Origin of the sequence: Ochrobactrum vermis (assembly GCF_002975205.1) — a bacterium.
Taxonomy (GTDB): domain Bacteria; phylum Pseudomonadota; class Alphaproteobacteria; order Rhizobiales; family Rhizobiaceae; genus Brucella; species Brucella vermis.
The window spans coordinates 694,266-712,942 of sequence record NZ_PCOC01000001.1 but is presented as its reverse complement, the minus strand read 5'-3'; the positions used below and the strand labels follow the sequence as shown (position 1 = coordinate 712,942).

Sequence of the window (18,677 nt, the reverse complement as noted above, 5' to 3'; positions counted from 1 at the left end):
AGAAATTCCACTTATCCCCCCTGTTCAAATTTCCCGAGCCAGCTCTAATGTTGCCACAGCCTATAGCCTTACCTATCTGTTCGGTCTGGTTTCGATCGTGATCTTTACCACACAGATCGCTCCCTTACTTCTGAAGTCTGATCTGAAACAGGATGCTCTTAAATTAGCACGGGCACTCGGATCAACGGACGATGACAATGATCAGATTCAGGGATTACCGGCCTTTGTTGGGCGCGCTTTTCGTGCAGGACCGATCAGCGGCCAATCAGTCGGGGAGTTTGAGCGGAGCCGCAATTGGGCAATTGCCATTGAGCGTGTGCAACGCAATGACGAACTTCTGGAAACATCGGCTGATTTCCTATTGAGAACCGATGACGTCGTGTTCGTACGCGGGAGACGAAATGCCGTCATTGCTGCCTACGATCAGTTAGGCGAAGAAGTGCCGGTGCCCCAGGGAACAGGATTCGATCTGACAATACGTGAGGTTGTTCTCACGAGGAAAGAAGCTTTTGGTCGCCAGATCCGTCAACTCCGACATATGGCAGATCCTGAGCTGCAACGAGGTATCTTCATCTCGAGCGTGCGGCGTATGGGACAGAACATACCTGCACTTTCAGGAACGATTTTGCAGCAGGGTGATGTTGTGTCACTGTATGGGCAGGAGCGAGCGGCAGAGCGAGCGGCAACGGAACTCGGCAATTTACTTCCGCCGAGTGATAAAACCGACTTCATGTTCCTCGGTATCGGCATAGTTGTTGGACTTCTCATAGGCCACTTCAGCGTTGAAGTGGGAACCTTGGAATTGACGCTGGGGTCCGGAGGTGGAGCTCTCATATCAGGTTTGCTATTCGGCTGGTTCAATATGCGTCATCCTAGACGTGGCGGATTGCCGCTTGCTGCAGCTGAGTTTGCGAAAGACTTTGGCTTGGCCGCGTTTATTGCATCGATTGGTCTGAGTGCCGGACCCGACGCAATTGACCTTATAAAACGATACGGTCTTATTTTGCCATTTCTGGCCATTCTGGTGTCCGTGGTACCAGCGATGGTGTCTCTTTTTGTGGGCTCACGACTGATGAAAATTGAACCGCCTATCCTCCTGGGAGCTATCGCCGGTCAACATTGTAGTACTCCAACTATCAGCGCGCTTGTTTCGCAGGCAGGAAACTCCATTCCAGTGATTGGCTATACCGTGACCTACGCTATTTCCAACGTGTTACTCCCTCTTATGGGGCCTGTAGCCGTTGTATTGGCCTCAATGCTGACCAATTAGGCGAACTGTAAGCGGATGTTTCCAGACGACTGAGCTTATCGATGATTCATTTTTTTATCGAAAATTGGAGATGTATTGTGAGCCGCCAACGAATAGGACATGAATCATTGAGATGGGCCGTGAAAGGGTTGCACATCCATTTGCCTACCCACAGCTAGAGCCCGACAATATAAACACCACATGAACGACGCTCTCAGAGACCGTTCAGACGTGATCGCTAGATTGAACAAGGAGAACAGAAATCAAAACGGCTTTGGGGGCCAACCAGTATGCTTCGGCGTGTTACAATCATTTACTTGATGATCGCTGGCCTTGCCGCTGTCGCGAGCATTTTCGTAAACCAGAGATATAGCGTTTATCGGGACAAGCCAGTAAGCGGGCACCTCGCCGCATCCGCTCAGAATCCTGCCGGAACACGGCCATGAGAAAAACCCGGATCGTCGTCGCAATTGCCTTTCGGGTTTTCCTGTTTACAGCCATTTTCACCGGTCCTGCAGCTACTTTTGCCTATACTCAGATTGGCCAGCATTTCCAAATGAGTGGCATTGGACTCGTGCTGTATGTGAGCCTGCAGCGCATCGCATAAACTGGGTCATGTCATGGTCATAGACTTTGCTATAGTAGGTCATGACACAGCGAATCGAACATCCTTTTCTGACCGAGATCAAAACGCCTCCTACCGTTGATCCGGAGGTCTTTAATGACGCGGGAGCGGCAGTTTTCGCCCTGCGAAAGCTCTATGATCGCAACACCGCCTTCCTGCGCGATGCGTTCGAGAAAGTTGCCCGCGGCGAAGTTTCGCCGCAGCGTTATCGCGCTTATTATCCTGAAATCTGTCTGTCCACATCGAGTTTTGCGCATGTGGATTCGCGATTGGCCTTTGGCCATGTCTCAACGCCCGGCGATTACTCCGCAAACATCACGCGACCGGATCTGTTCGACCATTATCTAACCGAGCAGATTCGTCTCCTGATGCGTAACCACGGTGTGACCGTAACAGTGAAGGAATCCTCGACGCCGATCCCGATTCATTTCGCCTTCAAGGAAGGCACCTATGTCGAGGCTTCCGTCGCCAATGCCTTCACGCATCCGCTACGTGATCTGTTCGATGTGCCCGATCTGGCAGCAACGGATGACAAAATCGTCAATGCCGACTTCGAGCCTGCCCCCGGTGAACCGATGCCGCTTGCGCCATTCACGGCACAGCGCGTCGATTATTCGCTGCACCGACTAGCGCATTATACGGCTACAAGCCCGACCCATTTTCAAAACTTCGTGCTGTTCACCAATTATCAGTTCTATATGGACGAGTTCTGCGCTTATGCCCGCGAACTGATGGCAGAGGGCGGCGGTGGATATGAACAGTTCGTAGAACCCGGCAATCTGATCACCCGCGCAGGCGAAACCGGCCCGCGTAGCGGCAGCCCCCTGCCTCGCCTGCCCCAGATGCCTGCTTATCACCTGCAGCGAGCCGACCATTCGGGTATTACAATGGTCAATATCGGTGTGGGACCGTCCAACGCCAAAACCATTACCGACCATATTGCAGTATTGCGTCCACATGCTTGGCTGATGCTCGGCCACTGCGCGGGCCTGCGCAACAGTCAGCAGCTTGGCGATTACGTTCTAGCACACGCCTATATGCGTGAAGACCACGTTCTCGACGACGATCTGCCCGTCTGGGTACCACTGCCAGCACTTGCAGAAATTCAGGTTGCACTGGAAGAGGCTGTCGAGGAAATCACCGGTCTGGAAGGCTATGACCTCAAGCGCATCATGCGCACTGGCACCGTCGCCACGATCGACAATCGCAACTGGGAACTGCGCGACCAGCGCGGCCCGGTGCAGCGCCTTTCGCAGGCGCGTGCAGTTGCGCTCGATATGGAATCCGCCACCATCGCCGCCAACGGTTTCCGTTTCCGGGTACCTTACGGGACCTTGCTCTGCGTTTCCGACAAGCCGCTGCATGGCGAATTGAAACTGCCGGGCATGGCAACCGAGTTCTATAAGCGGCAGGTAGCGCAGCATCTGCGCATCGGCATCCGCGCGATGGAAAAGATTGCGGCCATGCCGGATGAGCGGCTGCATTCCCGAAAGCTCCGCAGCTTCTACGAGACAGCTTTCCAGTAAAGCTAGGGGATTAGGGCGGTAAGGCAGTAGGTAATATGTTAGAGCGCATCCGAAAAGTGTGAAACGGTTTTCGGAAAAGATGCGCGTTAAAATAAGTACTTAGAACGCCGGTTGTTGCTAACCGGCATATTGCCTTACTGCCTTGACCTCCATCATCGCGCCGCAATCAACACGTATGGGCAATTTCATGTCGAAACGCCGTGAAAACCTTTCATTTCTGTTGCTGCTGGCCGCCGTCGCCCTGTCAGTTCCACTCGTGCTCGGATTTCTTGGAGCGCTGCATCCGGCTCTCGATTCCTTCTCGCACTTCAGAGCCCACCTTGCCGTTTTGCTGGCGGTGCTGACCCTTCCCTTGCTTTTCACCAAAATGCGGCGCGAGGCGGCGATGCTGCTGCTTTTTGCTATCTTGGCATTCAGCACGACCGTGGGTGCCGCGCGCGATTTCCTGAGCGGCTCCACAGGTGCCCAAGCAAAAGAACAAGGCGGCGCTCGGTATAGTCTTGTCCAGATCAACCTGCGCGAAGACAATTCCGAGCCAAAACGCATTCTCCAGATGATCGCGCGGGAACGGCCAGATGTGATCACCTATGAGGAAGCCAGCGAACAATGGACAAAATGGCTTACCATTCTCCAGAGCTCCTATCCCTATCACCTCAATTGTGCTGACGATCCCAAAACCTGGGGGGTAGGTATCCTGTCAAAGAGGCCATTCAGCGAAGATGCGCCAACAGCGTGCGTCGGCGATGGCTTGCTGGCCATTGCGCCGATCAACTTCGGCGGAACAACCGTGCACGTCGCAGCACTGCATTTTTCCTGGCCGTGGCCGCGCTGGCAGCCGCATCAGCTCCGCTATATCGAACCGGAACTACAAAAGCTGAAAGGTCCTCGGGTCATCGCCGGTGATTTCAATGCAGCCCCATGGAGCAACGCGGTTCGCCGTGTCGAATATGCATCTGGCACCCGCCACATGACAGGTATCGGCGGCACGTGGATGACGCACCTGCTGCCCGTTTCGCTGTCGCCCTATATCGGCCTGCCAATAGATCAGGTTCTCGTCAGTCCTGAAATCGGAGGGGCTCAAGTTTCGGGTCGCGAAGATGCAGGCTCTGATCATCTGCCAGTGCGGCTCGATTTTTCCGTTCCGCCGCCCGTTCGACCGGATGAGGTCGAACCGGAAACCCAATCCGTCATGCTTCAATAAAAAAAGCGCCGAATTACGGCGCTTTTTTTTACATGTTTACGTAAACCGGTCCTTCGCCGCCTTGTGGCGGCACCCAGTTGATGTTCTGGTTCGGATCTTTGATGTCGCAAGTCTTGCAGTGCACGCAATTCTGCGCATTGATGACAAACCGCACATCCTTTGCCTGCGGATCAGCAGCGGAGTTGCCATCGGCATCCACCCATTCATAAACGCCCGCAGGGCAGTAACGTGTCGATGGCCCAGCATAGACGTCATGTTCTGAAGTCCTCTGCAGTTCCATGTCGCGGACCTGAAGATGCACAGGCTCGTTCTCGTCATGATTGGTGTTCGACAGAAATACCGACGACAGGCGGTCGAACGTCAGAACACCGTCCGGCTTCGGATAGTCTATCTTCGTATGCTTCTCCGCCGACTCGAGCGACTGCGCATCGGTCTTGCCATGTTTCAGGGTCCCGAAGATGGAGAAACCGAAAAGCTGGTTGGTCCACATATCAAGACCGCCGAGCGCCACACCTGCTATCGTACCGAACTTCGACCACAACGGCTTGACGTTGCGCACCCGCTTCAGATCCGTGCCGATCAGGCTCGAACGCCAATTGTTCTCGATCTCGATCGGCTCGTCATTGGCGCGGCCTGTTGCAATTGCCTCGGCGATTTTGTCTGCAGCGAGAATGCCGGACAGAACTGCATTGTGGCTGCCCTTGATGCGCGGCACGTTGACCAGACCGGCCGAGCAACCGATGAGCGCTCCTCCGGGGAAGGAAAGCTTAGGCACTGACTGGAAGCCGCCTTCGGTGATGGCGCGGGCCCCATATGACAAACGCTTGCCACCTTCGAATACGTCCTTGATAGCAGGATGGGTCTTGAAGCGTTGGAACTCATCAAACGGTGACAGATATGGGTTCTTGTAATTGAGATGCAGCACGAAGCCGACCGCAACCATGTTGTCTTCCAGATGATAAAGGAACGAACCGCCGCCCGTCTTCATATCGAGCGGCCAGCCGAACGAATGCTGGACCAGACCCGGCTTGTGCTTAGAAGGATCTACCTGCCACAATTCCTTGAGCCCAATACCGTATTTCGCCGGTTCACGACCTTCGTCGAGCTTGAACTTTGCGATCAATTGCTTGGCAAGCGACCCGCGTGCGCCTTCACCCACCAGCGTATATTTGCCGTGCAACGCCATACCGCGCGTATAGTTCGGCCCTTGCGTTCCGTCACGCTCGACGCCCATATCGCCAGTGGCAACGCCGATGACCGCGCCCTCGTCATTATAGAGCACTTCGGCTGCAGCAAAGCCCGGATAGATTTCCACACCAAGCTCTTCGGCCTTGGTGCCAAGCCAACGGCAGACATTGCCCAAAGACACGATGTAATTGCCGTGATTGCCCATCAAAGGCGGCATCGCGAAATTCGGCAGACGCACGGAGCCGGCAGGTCCGAGCACAAGGAAGTGGTCCGCAGTTACCGGCGTCTTGAACGGATGCCCCTCTTCCTCGCGCCAGCCCGGCAGAAGCTGGTCGATACCCACCGGATCGACGACAGCACCGGAAAGAATATGCGCGCCGACTTCCCCGCCCTTTTCGAGGACGACAACAGAAAGCTCGGGGTTCGCCTGTTTCAAACGGATTGCCGCAGCGAGGCCCGCAGGGCCTGCACCGACGATCACAACGTCGAACTCCATGCTCTCGCGTTCGGGAAGCTCCTGGTTTGCATATTCTGGGGCTTCAGACATTCATCCCTCCGTCCGGTGTAACATCATCTTCTGACTAGGTTAGCCAAGACGACGCATCCAATTGTTTTTGTGCATGATCTAATCGCGAATATCCATGGACTGACGACCCGCAGCACTAGTGATACACGAAAAGATCCGCCGCTTCCCCGTATTCCGCCTTACCCTGTCGCAGAGTTGGAGACTGTCGCAAATGCGTCCAATTGTCCAAAACTGGCGTCCTACGTCCTCAATTTTATTTACCTTAACGTAAACGTCAAATCTATGCCAATCAAGAAACTGCGATGAGGTTTTGCTTGTGGGGTTGAAAATAGTTGGTTTGATGAGGCATCAGGGCCATATCAGAAGGATGGCCAGCCATATCCGAGCCGTAGCCTCCACGTGCGTGCGCATCAAATCGGATATGAACTGTCACTAACCGGCGAAACGGACCCTAAATCTGAACCGGGCTATTGCATTCATCTCCAAAATTCGCCACCTCAGAGGTGAGGTAGTTAATGGCTGATAATCGCGAAACGCTGGATATTGAAGGTTTGCTCCGCTTCTACGCGGAAGCAGGCATTGACATGCCGCTTTCCGAAACGCCAATAGACCGGTTTGCGGAGCCTGAGCGCCCCGCCCCCTCACAGCCTGCAGCGCAAATGCCGAATACGCCGGAGCGCGCCCGTCAGCAACAACCGCGCCCTGCCCCGACACCCGCTCCCACCAGCAGGCCGGTACAGGCAGCAGCCGACGTTCCCGATACGACGCAGATTGCGCTCGCGCGCGAGGCGGCATCACAGGCTTCAACGCTGGAAGAACTGCGGGAAAAGCTTGCGGCATTCGACGGCTGTAATCTGAAATTCACGGCGAAGAACTTGTGTTTCGCCGATGGCGATCCATCATCCGACATCATGTTCATCGGCGAAGCGCCGGGACGGGACGAGGATATGGAAGGATTACCGTTCGTCGGGAAATCCGGCCAGCTTCTCAATCGCATGATTGAATCCATCGGCCTGAAGCGAGAAAGCGTCTATATCGCCAATACGATCCCGTGGCGTCCACCGGGCAACCGCACGCCGACGCCGCTTGAGACGGAACTTTGCCGGCCTTTCATCGAAAGGCAGATCGAGCTCGCCTCGCCGAAAGTTCTGGTGGCTCTCGGTGGCCCTGCAGGCAAGGCACTTACCGGCGCGACGGAAGGCATCCTGCGGCTACGCGGCAACTGGAAGGTTCACCGGACACCTTCCGGCTCCGAAATTCCCGTCATGCCGACCCTGCATCCGGCCTATCTTCTGCGCACTCCGGCGCAAAAGCGTTTTGCATGGCGTGATTTTCTCGCTGTGAAGCTGAAATTGGCCGAATTGACTAGTTGATATCTAGATAGTTCAGTGGCATCGGCATACGGCGCAGGAGGCATCGTCAACAACATGCCGCAAACTTGTTCTATTTCGCCGCTTGCCAAACCGCCTTCCGGCGACAAGTAGCCCTAAATTCAGTTTCCCCATGGGATTTCACTGTGGAGTTTTTCATGGCTGGCCAGCTCCTGCCCATAGCCGCTTTGCTTGCAAGCACCTTTCTTATGCTGCTTGCAGGTGGCCTTGCGGGTATTCTTCTGCCCCTGCGCGGTGGCATGGAAGGCTGGTCGACCACGACAATCGGCTGGATGGGGACGAGCTACTCCCTCGCCTTCACAATCGGCTGCATTGTGGTGCCGCATCTGGTGCGGCGCGTGGGACATGTGCGCGTCTTCTCCTCGCTGGCGACACTGCTTTCGATGGCGCTTCTTTTCCATGCCCTGGTCGTCAGCCCCGTTGCGTGGATGATCTTTCGCGGCGTCGCGGGCTTTTCGCTCGCTGGCAGCTACATGATTATCGAAAGCTGGCTGAACGAGCGCGTGACCAATGAATCGCGCGGCCGCATCTTCTCGATCTACATGATCATCACCATGCTCGGTCTGCTGTGCGGACAATATATCCTACCCTTCGGCAATCCGGGAACCCAAACGCTCTTCATTATCTGCGCTATCATCTACGCAAGCGCGCTGCTCCCGACGGCCCTTTCAAGCGCGCAGTCACCCAATCCGCTGACACAGGTTTCGCTCGATCTGAAGGGCCTTTACCGACGATCACCGGCTGCGGCTGTTGGTTCGTTGATTGCGGGTATCGTCGCAGGCACCTGGAACTTCCTTGCCGCCATTTACGGCGAGATGAATGGCCTTTCCACCTTCGGCATCGCAACCATGCTTGCCTGCGCGATGGTGGGCGGCGCGATATTTCAGTATCCGCTGGGTCGGGGATCAGATTTTGTGGATCGTCGCTATGTCATGGTGATCGCCGGTGTGATCGGCTTTGCCTTGTCGATGGTGATGGTACTGTTCCACCCCACTTCGCCCTCAGCGCTCTACATCATGATGTTTCTGTTCGGCTCGGTGATTTATCCGATCTACAGCCTCAACGTCGCCCACGCCAACGACTATGCGGATGCTAGCGAGTTCGTAAAGGTTTCCGGTGGATTGCTGATTATCTACGGCGTAGGCAGTGTCATCGGGCCCGCCCTTTCGGGTCCGCTGATGGACCTGATCGGCGCGCCGGGTTTCTTCGTAACCATGGCCGTCGCTTACGGCTTATATGGCCTGCATGCCTTCTGGCGCATCCGCCGCTTCGAGCGTCCAGCTATCAGCGACCAGAAGACTGAGTACAAGTTCCACACGCCAGACGGACAATCCACGCCGGAGACCATGCAGCTCGATCCCCGTGCTGAAGGCACACCCGGTCAAAGCTAACTTACTGCGTCTGCGGCGCGTTTACCTTGTGGGGCGCGATGGAAAGCTTGTGCTCGCGGTAGATGATGAAACCGCCTGCCGCCATGACGACGCCGCTACCAGCCAGCATTTCAAAGGTCGGAATATCGCCGAACAGCAGAAAGCCGATGGCAAGTCCCAGCAGCATCGATGAGTATTCAAAGGGCGCAATCGTCGACATTGGGGCATGGCGATAGCATTCGGTCAGAAGGATCTGGCCGACACCACCGGCAAAGCCCGCACCGACCATCATGGCAAGCTGCGACCAGTTCGGTACGATCCAGCCGAACGGAAGGCTCGCCAAGGAGATGATGCTCGCGGATATGGAAAAATAGATAACGATGGTCGATGTGCGCTCCATCTGAACGAGCCGGCGCACAAGCATCATGGCCACAGCGGACGTGACCGCAGCACCGAGAGCGGCAAGAGCGCCGATGGCCTCGTCATTCCCCATGCCGCCACCGGAGAACACGGTCATCCGTGGCCAGATGATGACCATTACACCGCCAAGCCCGATGAGAACCGCGCTCCAGCGATAAAACCGCACCACTTCATGCAGGATGACAGCGCCCAGAAAGACGGTGATCAGCGGTGAAGCGTAATTGATCGCGATTGCTTCAGGCAGCGGCAGCTTGGTGAGGGCGAAAAAGCTCATGGACATGGAACAGACGCCCACCAGCCCGCGCCAGAAGTGGCTGAAACCGTTCTGGGTGTGAAACACGCCTGAAAGTTGCCCACGCCACGCCAGATAAAGCAGTATCGCGAAGATTGCGAAGAAAGATCGGAAGAAGATCAACTGTCCGACCGGCACACCTTCAGCCGCCTTCAGCAAGGTGGACATGGCGACAAAAACGGCAACGGAAGCGATTTTGAGACCGATGCCGAGCATCGGGTTCGTTTCAAAATGGGCAGCCCCGACAGGCGCGCTCGCATGAGCGTTCACAACGCAATTCCTTAAAACCATAAAGCAAGGCTCGCCCAAAGTATTCGAGCACGTGTTTTTCTTATTCCTGTTTGTGACACAGCACCAGTAGCACAAAGGTCCGGCTGAAAATTATTTGGCAAAGCGCCTGTTGGGCCACAAAAGGCTCGTTACATATTCTGGAATTGAGTTTCCCTCGTCAGCGATTCCGGGTACGAATCCAGCATCGTGAGTTCAAGGAGAGAGTTTCGCTATGCGTACTGAAACCGGCCAGACATTCCGTCTAGAAGATTACCGTCCGACCCCATACGCCATACCCGAGACGAAACTGGACTTCTCACTGGAACCGGAAAAAACCCTCGTCCGTGCGACCCTTACGATTGAGCGCCGTGATGGCACCCTAACTGGTACGCCCTTGGTGCTCGACGGTGACGAACTGAAACTCGTCAGCATCGCCATTGATGGTAAGTCGCTCGCCGACAACAGCTATGTCGCAACGCCCGACCAGCTTGAAATCAGCGATCTGCCGGAAGGCAAGCGCTTCACGCTTGAAATCGTGACGGAAATCAATCCGACGACCAACCGCCAGCTATCCGGTCTTTATCGTTCAAGCGGCGTCTATTGCACGCAGTGTGAGGCGGAAGGCTTCCGCCGTATTACCTATTATTACGACCGCCCCGATATGTTGTCGGTCTATACGGTGCGGGTCGATGCCAGCGAGCAAGCTGCCCCTATTCTCCTGTCCAACGGCAATCCCGTCGACAGTGGATCGGTCGAAGGTAAGTCGGACCGGCATTTCGCCATCTGGCACGATCCGCATCCAAAACCGTCCTATCTCTTCGCTCTGGTTGCAGGGTCGCTCGGTGTCGTGAAGGATCACTTCACCACACAATCAGGACGGCCGGTCGATCTGGCAATCTATGTCGAACATGGCAAGGAAAGCCGGGCGCTCTATGCCATGGATGCATTGAAACGTTCCATGCGGTGGGATGAAGAGAAGTTCGGGCGCGAATATGACCTTGATGTCTTCAACATCGTTGCCGTTTCCGATTTCAACATGGGCGCGATGGAGAACAAGGGCCTCAACGTCTTCAATGACAAATATGTGCTGGCCGATCCTGACACCGCTACCGACGTTGACTATGCGGGCATCGAGGCTGTGATCGCGCATGAGTATTTCCATAACTGGACCGGCAATCGCATTACCTGCCGCGACTGGTTCCAGCTCTGCCTCAAGGAAGGTCTGACGGTCTATCGCGATCACGAATTTTCCGCCGATGAGCGCTCGCGCCCGGTCAAGCGCATCGCCGAAGTGAAGATACTCAAGGCGCAGCAATTTCCGGAAGATGCCGGGCCGCTCGCGCATCCGGTACGCCCGCGCGAATACCGCGAGATCAACAACTTCTATACGGCAACCGTCTATGAAAAAGGTTCGGAAGTCGTGCGTATGATCCGCACTGTCATCGGGCCTGAGCTGTTCCGCAAGGGTATGGACCTATATTTCGAGCGCCATGATGGCGAAGCCGCGACTATCGAGGATTTCGTCAAGGTTTTCGCCGATGTTTCCAGCCAGGACTTTTCACAGTTCGCACTCTGGTACGATCAGGCCGGAACGCCGAAGGTGGAAGCCGCTTTCGCCTACGATGCGACCGGTGAAACCTATACGATTGAACTGGCCCAGTCGCTGGGAACCACGCCCGGACAAACGGTCAAGAAACCAATGCATATCCCGATTGCCTTTGGCCTTATCGACGCCAATGGCAAGGATATGATTGCAACGTCTGTCGAAGGCGGCGATGTGCGCGGCGATACCATCCATCTGCATCACTCGTCCGAAACAATAGTCTTTCATGGCATCAAGGAACGCCCTGTACCGTCATTGCTGCGAGGATTCTCGGCCCCCGTAAATTTGAAAGCGCCTTTATCGCACGAGGATCGTGCTTTCCTTGCACTGAACGACAGCGATCCGGTTGCCCGCTGGCAAGCATTGACCGGAATTTTCAGTCAGGCTCTGCTTGACGGCGCCAAACGTGTTCGTGGCGGTCACCCACCGGTGATTGACGACACGATCATTGAACTTGCAGGGAACGTGGCTTCCGACGAAACGCTTGATCCGGCCTTCCGCGCGCTCTGCCTGACCTTGCCAAGCGAAAGCGACATCGCACGTGAAATGGGCAGCAATGTCGATCCAGATGCGATCTTCGCCAGCCGAAATCACTTCGTCGACGTCATTGCCGCCCGTTATGCCGGCAATTTCGCCAAGCTCTACGATGCTCTGAAACAGGATGGCGCTTTCTCGCCAGATGCAGGTGCAGCGGGCAAACGGGCCTTGCGGAATGTGCTGCTCGACTATCTGAGCTGCCACGAGAAAAGCCAGCAACGCGCTGCCACTCAGTTCGCCGTCGCAGACAATATGACAGACCGCTTTGCAGCCCTTGCTGTGCTGGTGCACCGCTTTGGCGATACAGACGAGGCAAAGGACGCACTGGCAAGTTTCGAGCGCCAGTTCGGCAAGGATGGTCTTGTGATGGACAAGTGGTTCAGTGTGCAGGCGAGCCGCCCCGGTAATGAAGCCTTGCAAGCTGTGCGTGATCTCACGAAACACGCCCTCTTTTCGCTCGATAATCCGAATCGCGTCCGCTCGGTGATTGGTTCGTTCTCCGCATCAAATCCGACCGGTTTCAACCGCAAGGATGGCGAGGCCTATGAGTTCTTTGCAGATACGATCCTGTCCATAGATACAGAGAACCCACAGCTCGCGGCGCGGCTACTAACGGCGCTTCGCTCCTGGCGTTCGCTAGAAGATACCCGTCGCGAGCATGCAAGGAAGGCTCTGGCACGTATTTCCGCTGCAGGTAAACTGTCTACCGATCTGCGCGACATCGTGGACCGCACTCTCGCCTGATTCGCGACCTATTCTCATCGTCGTGATGATTCGTCCGTTCCGGTTGCTTAACCAGCAATCGGAACGCGCCTTTTCGTGCGGATGAACACGAAGGCGGTGGCAGTCAGCTTTCATGAGTCTTTTCATGCCTTTAGCCGAACCAAATGCAATACTGATTCCACTTAAGGGATTGAGATTCATGAATAAATTGGCTGATAAAAATCCTGATTTTTACACCTCGTTAACGAATTCGCTGGACAGCGCGAATCACTTTTGATTCATTGATGACATTCGGAGGTGGCGTATTCCGAATCACTTCACTCGCAGGGAATTCACGAGGGACCATTATATGGCGAGCACCGACGCGTATGGCGCGCCGGCGGGGACGCATTGCGAATCCGGTCGGAAGAGAAGGAAAGGCAAGCTCTCGGGCCATGTCAGTCTTCTTGCAGGTCCGGCCTATGGAAAGTTCGTCTCAATCGAGCCTATCCTGCGACGCTTGGTTCCGGCACTCATCATCATTTTCCTGATTATTCTCGGCGTGGCGCGCGTTTTTTCGATGCTGGCGTGGCGCGAAGATATCGAACAGCAGCATAAGGCATTTCTGTCGGCTGCGACCGCCAATCTTGCACAGATGATCGAACGTGTTGCCAACGGCACCGACGCCGGGGCACAGATTGCCGCCAAGGACATTCAGGACACGATGGCGGAATTTCGCTCTCGCGGGCTGTCCTCGCCCGGCATGACGCTCGCCGTCATAGATCCTCAATCCTCCGTAGTGGCGATATCAGGTCCGATATCCGATCTGTCTGGCAAGCCGGTCGGTACGATCCTTGCAGAAGCGCAGCCGCTATTCCTGTTTGCCGAACGCGCAGGCGTACTGAAAGTCATGCTGGAGGGTGAACCGGCTTTCGGCGCCTTGTCGAAACCGATGACCCTGCCCTATTCCGTTATCGCGATCGAACCGGAAAGCACCATCTTTGCAGAATGGCGCCGGGCGGTGTCGCTCAACGTGACGCTCTTTGCCGGTACCACCGGCGTGATGTTTGCCATTCTCTATGCCTATTTCAGCCAGGCGGCGCGGGCTCGCGAAGCCGACGATCTTTCCGGCCAGATCCAGCGCCGTATCGATATGGCGCTGGGTCGTGGTCGCTGTGGCCTGTGGGATTGGGACATGGCACGCGGCCGTATCTACTGGTCGCGCTCCATGTATGAAATGCTGGGCTACGAAGCGCAGGATGCAGTGCTGCCGTTCGGCGATGTGGCCGCGATCATCAATACGGAAGATGGCGATCTCTATTCCATCGCCGAACAGGCCGCTTCAGGTGATATTTCGCATGTCGACCGCGTTTTCCGCATGCGTCATGCCGATGGTTCGTGGGTCTGGATGCGTGTTCGCGCCGAAATCGCCAGCGAAGGCGATCTCCATCTGGTCGGCATTGCCTTCGACGTCAGTGAACAGCACCGTTTCGCGCAGCAGACAGCAGAAGCCGACATGCGTATCCGTGAAGCCATCGAGAATATTTCGGAAGCCTTCATCTTATGGGATTCTAATAATCGCCTCGTCATGGCGAATTCCAAGTTCAGCGAATATGCAGGCCTTCCGGTCTGGACGCTGAAGCCCGGTGTACCGCGCAATGAAGTCGACGCTCATACACGCCCCTTCACTTTCGAACGCCGTATGGCTAATGAACACAATCGCGCCGGTGGCCAAACTTTCGAGCGCCAGTTGAGCGACGGACGCTGGCTTCAGGTCAACGAACGTCGCACCCAGGACGGCGGTCTCGTTTCAATCGGGACGGACATTACTCAGCTCAAGCTGCATCAGGAACGTTTGGTCGATAGTGAACGCCGCCTGATGGCGACCATCCACGACCTGTCCATTGCACGAAAGGGCGAGCGGGATCGCGTGCGCGAGCTTTCCGAGCTTGCCCGCAAGTACGGCCAAGAAAAGGAACGCGCCGAGGCAGCAAATCGCGCCAAATCGGAATTTCTCGCCAATATGTCCCATGAGCTCCGCACACCGCTCAATGCGATCATCGGCTTCTCGGAAATGATACAGGCAGGCACGTTCGGCCCGCTCGGCTCCGACCGCTATGAGGAATATATTAACGACATCCATACCAGCGGTAACTTCCTGCTCAACGTCATCAACGACATTCTCGACATGTCAAAGATCGAAGCCGGGCATTTCTCGCTGGACCGCGAGGAGATTGATCTCTGCCCGCTCATCAACGAAACAGTGCGCATGATCTCGCTGCAGGCGGATGAGAAGAATATAGCAGTCAATACGCGTATCGAAGATGCGATGCAGCTTTATGCTGACCGGCGCGCGATCAAGCAGGTGCTGATCAACCTTCTTTCAAACGCCGTGAAGTTCGCATCCTACGGTGGACAGATTACGGTACGTGCGCGCAAGACCGGCTCGGCTCTCTTCATGACCATTCAGGATACCGGTGTCGGCATCCCGAAATCGGCAATCAAGAAAATCGGCCAGCCCTTCGAGCAGGTGGAAAACCAGTTCACCAAGACCCATACCGGCTCCGGCCTTGGGCTTGCCATCACCCGTTCACTGGCTGAGCTTCATGGCGGCTGGCTTCGTATACGCTCTACCGAAGGCGTTGGTACGGTGGTTTCGGTCTGCATCCCTGATCGCAAGCGCGGTCATGCGGGAACTAGTGCAGAAACCCACGCCGCCTGATCAGAGCGGTTCCAGTTAAAACGGAGTCGCTGGAACCGTTCTAAGGGTTTGTTCCGTCGCATTATCCCGCGCAAAACCGCTTCGCACTTTTGCTGGAAATGCCCTAAATATCCAAGAGCGTCTCGAAGCTCGACCGTACTTCGACGGCGACCTCTGCCAGATGATGCTCCACGCGCTTGATATCCGGCATGTCCGCTGCACGGCACAACAAGTCGATCATGCCCGGAATGAATTCATCGCGGCGGGCATCGCCTCCAAGGCATAAACGGATCGTCTGGCTCAAATTGGTATAAAGACGGTGTGCGCCGACAAGATTATCGGCGAGCGCCGGATCGGCAAAGGATGGGTCGAGGGCAGACAGGATTTCCTCGGTCCCCAGAGGCCGCGGCTTCCGGTCGAACTTGTTTGCCAGCACTGCAAACTGTGCAATGAATTCTAGATCGACGATGCCGCCGGGCTTGAGCTTGAAATCCCAATCATCGGCGGGCGGTTTTTCCTGGTAGATCAGGTCGCGCATTTCGCGCACATCCTTAGCGATCTTCTTCACATCTCGGGGTGTAGACAGAACCTCGTCAATCACGCTTCTGATGTGATCCATAAAGGCCTCGTCGCCGTGGATCGGGCGCGCGCGGGTCAGGGCCATATGTTCCCACGTCCAGGCTTCGCTGCGCTGATATTTGCCGAAGGATTCGATATGGGTCGCGACCGGTCCCTTGTTGCCGGAGGGGCGCAACCGCATATCGACTTCATAGAGCACCCCCTCCGCCGTTGGCGCCGAAAGTGCTGCAATGAGCCGCTGGGTAAGGCGGATATAATATTGCGAGGGAGCCAGCGACTTTTCACCGTCGGATTCGTCCGTTTCCTTGTCGTGATCGTAAAGCAGGATCAGATCCACATCGGAACCCGCGGTGAGTTCGTGGCTACCAAGCTTGCCCATGGCAAGAAGAGCAACCCTGGCACCCTTCACCTTGCCATGGCGTCGTTCCAGTTCCGCTTCCACGACCTCGAATGCCTTGCCGATCATCAGTTCGGCAAGATCGGAGAAAGCACGACCAGCGCGCACTCCGTCAATTGCACTCGTCAGCAGGCGAATGCCGATCAGGAAGCGATGCTCGGCAGCGAAGATCCGTAGCCGGTCCAGCACTTCCTCATAATCGGTCGCAGGCCCGAGGAACACACGAAGACGTTCTTCGAGATAGCTGCGCGTCGGCATTTCGGAGAAAATCGCCGGATCAAGCAGACCGTCGAACACATGCGGGTTACGCGTGATGATTTCGGCTAGCCGTGGTGCAGCGCTCATAATCATCACGAGGAGGTTCAGAAGGCGGGGATTGGATTGCAGCAGGCTGAAAAGCTGGATGCCCGCAGGCAGGCCTTTCAAAAAGCCGTCGAAACGCAAGAGCGCTTCATCCGCACGCTTGGTTTCGGCAAAGGCCTTAAGCAGAGCTGGCGTAAGCTCGGTCAAACGTTCACGTGCTTCGGCAGATTGTGTGGCGCGATAACGTCCGAAGTGCCATGTGCGGATCACCCGGCATATATCGCTCGGACGCTCATAACCCATGGCGGCGAGCGTCTCCAGCGTACCCGGATCATCCACATCGCCGGTAAAGACCAGATTTCCGGATGAGCTTCCAAGTTCGGGAGCCTGCTCGAACAACGCCGCATAGTGTTTTTCCACGACCTTGAGCGCATCGAGAAAAATATCGGAGAAGACCGCCGGATCGGCATAGTCCATCATATGGGAGACACGGGCAAAGCCGTCGTCATCTTCTGGCAGGATATGTGTCTGCTCGTCGGCAATCATCTGGATGCGATGTTCGACATCGCGCAGGAAATAGTATTCCTTCGCCAAAGCATCGCGTGCCTTATCGGTGATCCAGCCACGTTCCGCCAGTCGCGCAAGCATCGGCACCGTCTGGTTACCGCGCAATTCGGGAAAACGCCCGCCAGCAATGAGCTGCTGCGTCTGGACGAAAAATTCGATTTCGCGGATACCGCCTCGCCCAAGTTTCACATTGTGCCCGCGCACGGCAATATCACCATGGCCCTTATGGGCGTGAATCTGACGCTTGATCGAGTGCACGTCGGCGATGGCTGCGTAGTCGAGATATTTGCGCCAGACATAGGGGGAGAGTTCTGCCAGAACCTGCTTTCCGGACTCGCGATCCCCGGCGACCGGCCGCGCTTTGATCATAGCTGCGCGCTCCCAGTTCTGCCCGCGCCCTTCGTAATAATGGAGTGCCGCACCAACAGGAATGGCCAGCGGCGTGGAACCAGGATCCGGTCGAAGGCGAATATCGACGCGAAAGACATAACCATCGCCTGTGCGGTCCTGCAAAATACGAACAAGGCGACGCGTCAGCCGCGAAAAAGTTTCGACGCATTCATACGGATCGCCGATGGCCGGTCTGGTTTCGTCGATGAAGACAATGAGATCGATGTCGGACGAATAGTTGAGTTCCCGTGCACCGAACTTGCCCATGCCGAGAACAATCCAGCCACTGCCCATGTCGGGATGATTCCGGTCCGGAAGTTTGATCTTGCCCGCATTGTCAGCATCCAGCAGCAGAAACCGGACGGCAGTGCCCGTGCACGCCTCGGCCAGATCGGTGAGCCAGCCTGTGGTTGCTTCTGTATCGAAAATGCCCGCGAGATCGCAAAGTGCAATCAGCACATGTGCCTCGCGTTTCTGAACGCGCAGGCTGGTCATGAGTGAAGCTTCCGTCACGCCCTCGCCGGAAGCATCAGCCGATATTTCCGACAAAATACCCTGAAGTGCCACCTCCGGCGCTTTCGATACGATGCGATCAAGAATACGCGGATGACGGGTCATCGCTTCGCGAAGGAACGGTGAAAGATCGAGAACAGCGGAGAAAAAACGTACGGCTTCCGCCTTTTGCAACAATGCGGCAACGCCCGGAAGCTCGTCTTCTCTAGCGCGTGCAACAAGATCAGAAAGGAAGGATTCCGCTTTTGAGGGATCGAGTGGCGTCAAAGCACGAATCTCTCTCTCGAAGAATAGTGCTTTTGTGTTTTCTGCCGCCATGATCCCCTC

Annotated in this window: 11 protein-coding genes; 8 read left to right on the top strand and 3 right to left on the bottom strand. The window is 55.8% G+C overall.

Translation table 11 applies throughout. The annotated features are described in order from the left end of the window. Positions 1–97: 97 nt before the first annotated feature. The 4 genes from CQZ93_RS03360 (at position 98) to CQZ93_RS03350 (ending at position 4,601) form a co-directional block, all read left to right on the top strand. Positions 98–1,270 (top strand): aspartate-alanine antiporter-like transporter, encoded by a 1,173-nt coding sequence (locus tag CQZ93_RS03360; protein WP_286151963.1) that lies wholly within the window; start codon positions 98–100, stop codon positions 1,268–1,270. Between the two features lie 421 nt (positions 1,271–1,691). Beyond that, positions 1,692–1,856, top strand: coding sequence for a hypothetical protein (locus CQZ93_RS26540; RefSeq protein ID WP_181153300.1), 165 nt, complete (start codon positions 1,692–1,694; stop codon positions 1,854–1,856). Between the two features lie 41 nt (positions 1,857–1,897). Then, a complete protein-coding gene (locus CQZ93_RS03355; protein WP_105541333.1) occupies positions 1,898–3,400 on the top strand; it encodes an AMP nucleosidase in 1,503 nt (500 codons plus the stop codon). Between the two features lie 187 nt (positions 3,401–3,587). Beyond that, entirely contained in the window at positions 3,588–4,601 is a 1,014-nt protein-coding gene (locus CQZ93_RS03350) for an endonuclease/exonuclease/phosphatase family protein (protein ID WP_181153299.1), read from the top strand. A 28-nt stretch (positions 4,602–4,629) separates the two neighbouring features. Here CQZ93_RS03350 and CQZ93_RS03345 read toward each other — a convergent pair whose 3' ends face one another. Beyond that, on the bottom strand, positions 4,630–6,336 hold the full coding sequence (locus CQZ93_RS03345) for an electron transfer flavoprotein-ubiquinone oxidoreductase (RefSeq protein WP_105541331.1): 1,707 nt from the start codon (positions 6,334–6,336) through the stop codon (positions 4,630–4,632). A gap of 494 nt (positions 6,337–6,830) precedes the next feature. On the opposite strand from CQZ93_RS03345, the gene CQZ93_RS03340 reads away from it, so the two are divergent. Then, positions 6,831–7,688: a uracil-DNA glycosylase gene (locus tag CQZ93_RS03340; RefSeq protein ID WP_105541330.1), complete on the top strand. Its 858-nt coding sequence runs from the start codon at positions 6,831–6,833 to the stop codon at positions 7,686–7,688. A 155-nt stretch (positions 7,689–7,843) separates the two neighbouring features. Next, the gene (locus CQZ93_RS03335; protein WP_105541329.1) at positions 7,844–9,097 is read left to right on the top strand and encodes an MFS transporter; all 1,254 of its coding nucleotides are present in this window, start codon (positions 7,844–7,846) and stop codon (positions 9,095–9,097) included. Between the two features lies 1 nt (position 9,098). On the opposite strand, the gene CQZ93_RS03330 is transcribed toward CQZ93_RS03335, so the two are convergent. After that, positions 9,099–10,079 (bottom strand): DMT family transporter, encoded by a 981-nt coding sequence (locus tag CQZ93_RS03330; RefSeq protein ID WP_422616077.1) that lies wholly within the window; start codon positions 10,077–10,079, stop codon positions 9,099–9,101. A gap of 211 nt (positions 10,080–10,290) precedes the next feature. Here CQZ93_RS03330 and pepN point away from each other — a divergent pair, with 211 nt between their 5' ends. Then, the gene (gene pepN / locus CQZ93_RS03325; RefSeq protein ID WP_105541327.1) at positions 10,291–12,942 is read left to right on the top strand and encodes an aminopeptidase N; all 2,652 of its coding nucleotides are present in this window, start codon (positions 10,291–10,293) and stop codon (positions 12,940–12,942) included. A 328-nt stretch (positions 12,943–13,270) separates the two neighbouring features. Then, positions 13,271–15,622 carry a PAS domain-containing sensor histidine kinase gene (locus CQZ93_RS03320; protein WP_105541326.1) on the top strand — a complete coding sequence of 784 codons (2,352 nt, stop codon included), beginning with the start codon at positions 13,271–13,273 and terminating at the stop codon, positions 15,620–15,622. 103 nt (positions 15,623–15,725) lie between these two features. Here the strand turns inward: CQZ93_RS03320 and CQZ93_RS03315 are convergent, their stop codons facing one another. Further along, the gene (locus CQZ93_RS03315; protein ID WP_105541325.1) at positions 15,726–18,668 is read right to left on the bottom strand and encodes a bifunctional [glutamine synthetase] adenylyltransferase/[glutamine synthetase]-adenylyl-L-tyrosine phosphorylase; all 2,943 of its coding nucleotides are present in this window, start codon (positions 18,666–18,668) and stop codon (positions 15,726–15,728) included. Positions 18,669–18,677: the final 9 nt, after the last annotated feature.

Bases quoted from the DNA above. Each gene is read 5' to 3' on its own strand.
- CQZ93_RS03340 (WP_105541330.1), top strand. From the start codon at position 6,831: ATGGCTGATAATCGCGAAACGCTGGATATTGAAGGTTTGCTCCGCTTC.
- CQZ93_RS03320 (WP_105541326.1), top strand. From the start codon at position 13,271: ATGGCGAGCACCGACGCGTATGGCGCGCCGGCGGGGACGCATTGCGAA.
- CQZ93_RS03345 (WP_105541331.1), bottom strand. From the start codon at position 6,336: ATGTCTGAAGCCCCAGAATATGCAAACCAGGAGCTTCCCGAACGCGAG.
- CQZ93_RS03330 (WP_422616077.1), bottom strand. From the start codon at position 10,079: ATGGTTTTAAGGAATTGCGTTGTGAACGCTCATGCGAGCGCGCCTGTC.
- CQZ93_RS26540 (WP_181153300.1), top strand. From the start codon at position 1,692: ATGAGAAAAACCCGGATCGTCGTCGCAATTGCCTTTCGGGTTTTCCTG.
- CQZ93_RS03315 (WP_105541325.1), bottom strand. From the start codon at position 18,668: ATGGCGGCAGAAAACACAAAAGCACTATTCTTCGAGAGAGAGATTCGT.
- pepN (WP_105541327.1), top strand. From the start codon at position 10,291: ATGCGTACTGAAACCGGCCAGACATTCCGTCTAGAAGATTACCGTCCG.
- CQZ93_RS03355 (WP_105541333.1), top strand. From the start codon at position 1,898: ATGACACAGCGAATCGAACATCCTTTTCTGACCGAGATCAAAACGCCT.
- CQZ93_RS03335 (WP_105541329.1), top strand. From the start codon at position 7,844: ATGGCTGGCCAGCTCCTGCCCATAGCCGCTTTGCTTGCAAGCACCTTT.
- CQZ93_RS03350 (WP_181153299.1), top strand. From the start codon at position 3,588: ATGTCGAAACGCCGTGAAAACCTTTCATTTCTGTTGCTGCTGGCCGCC.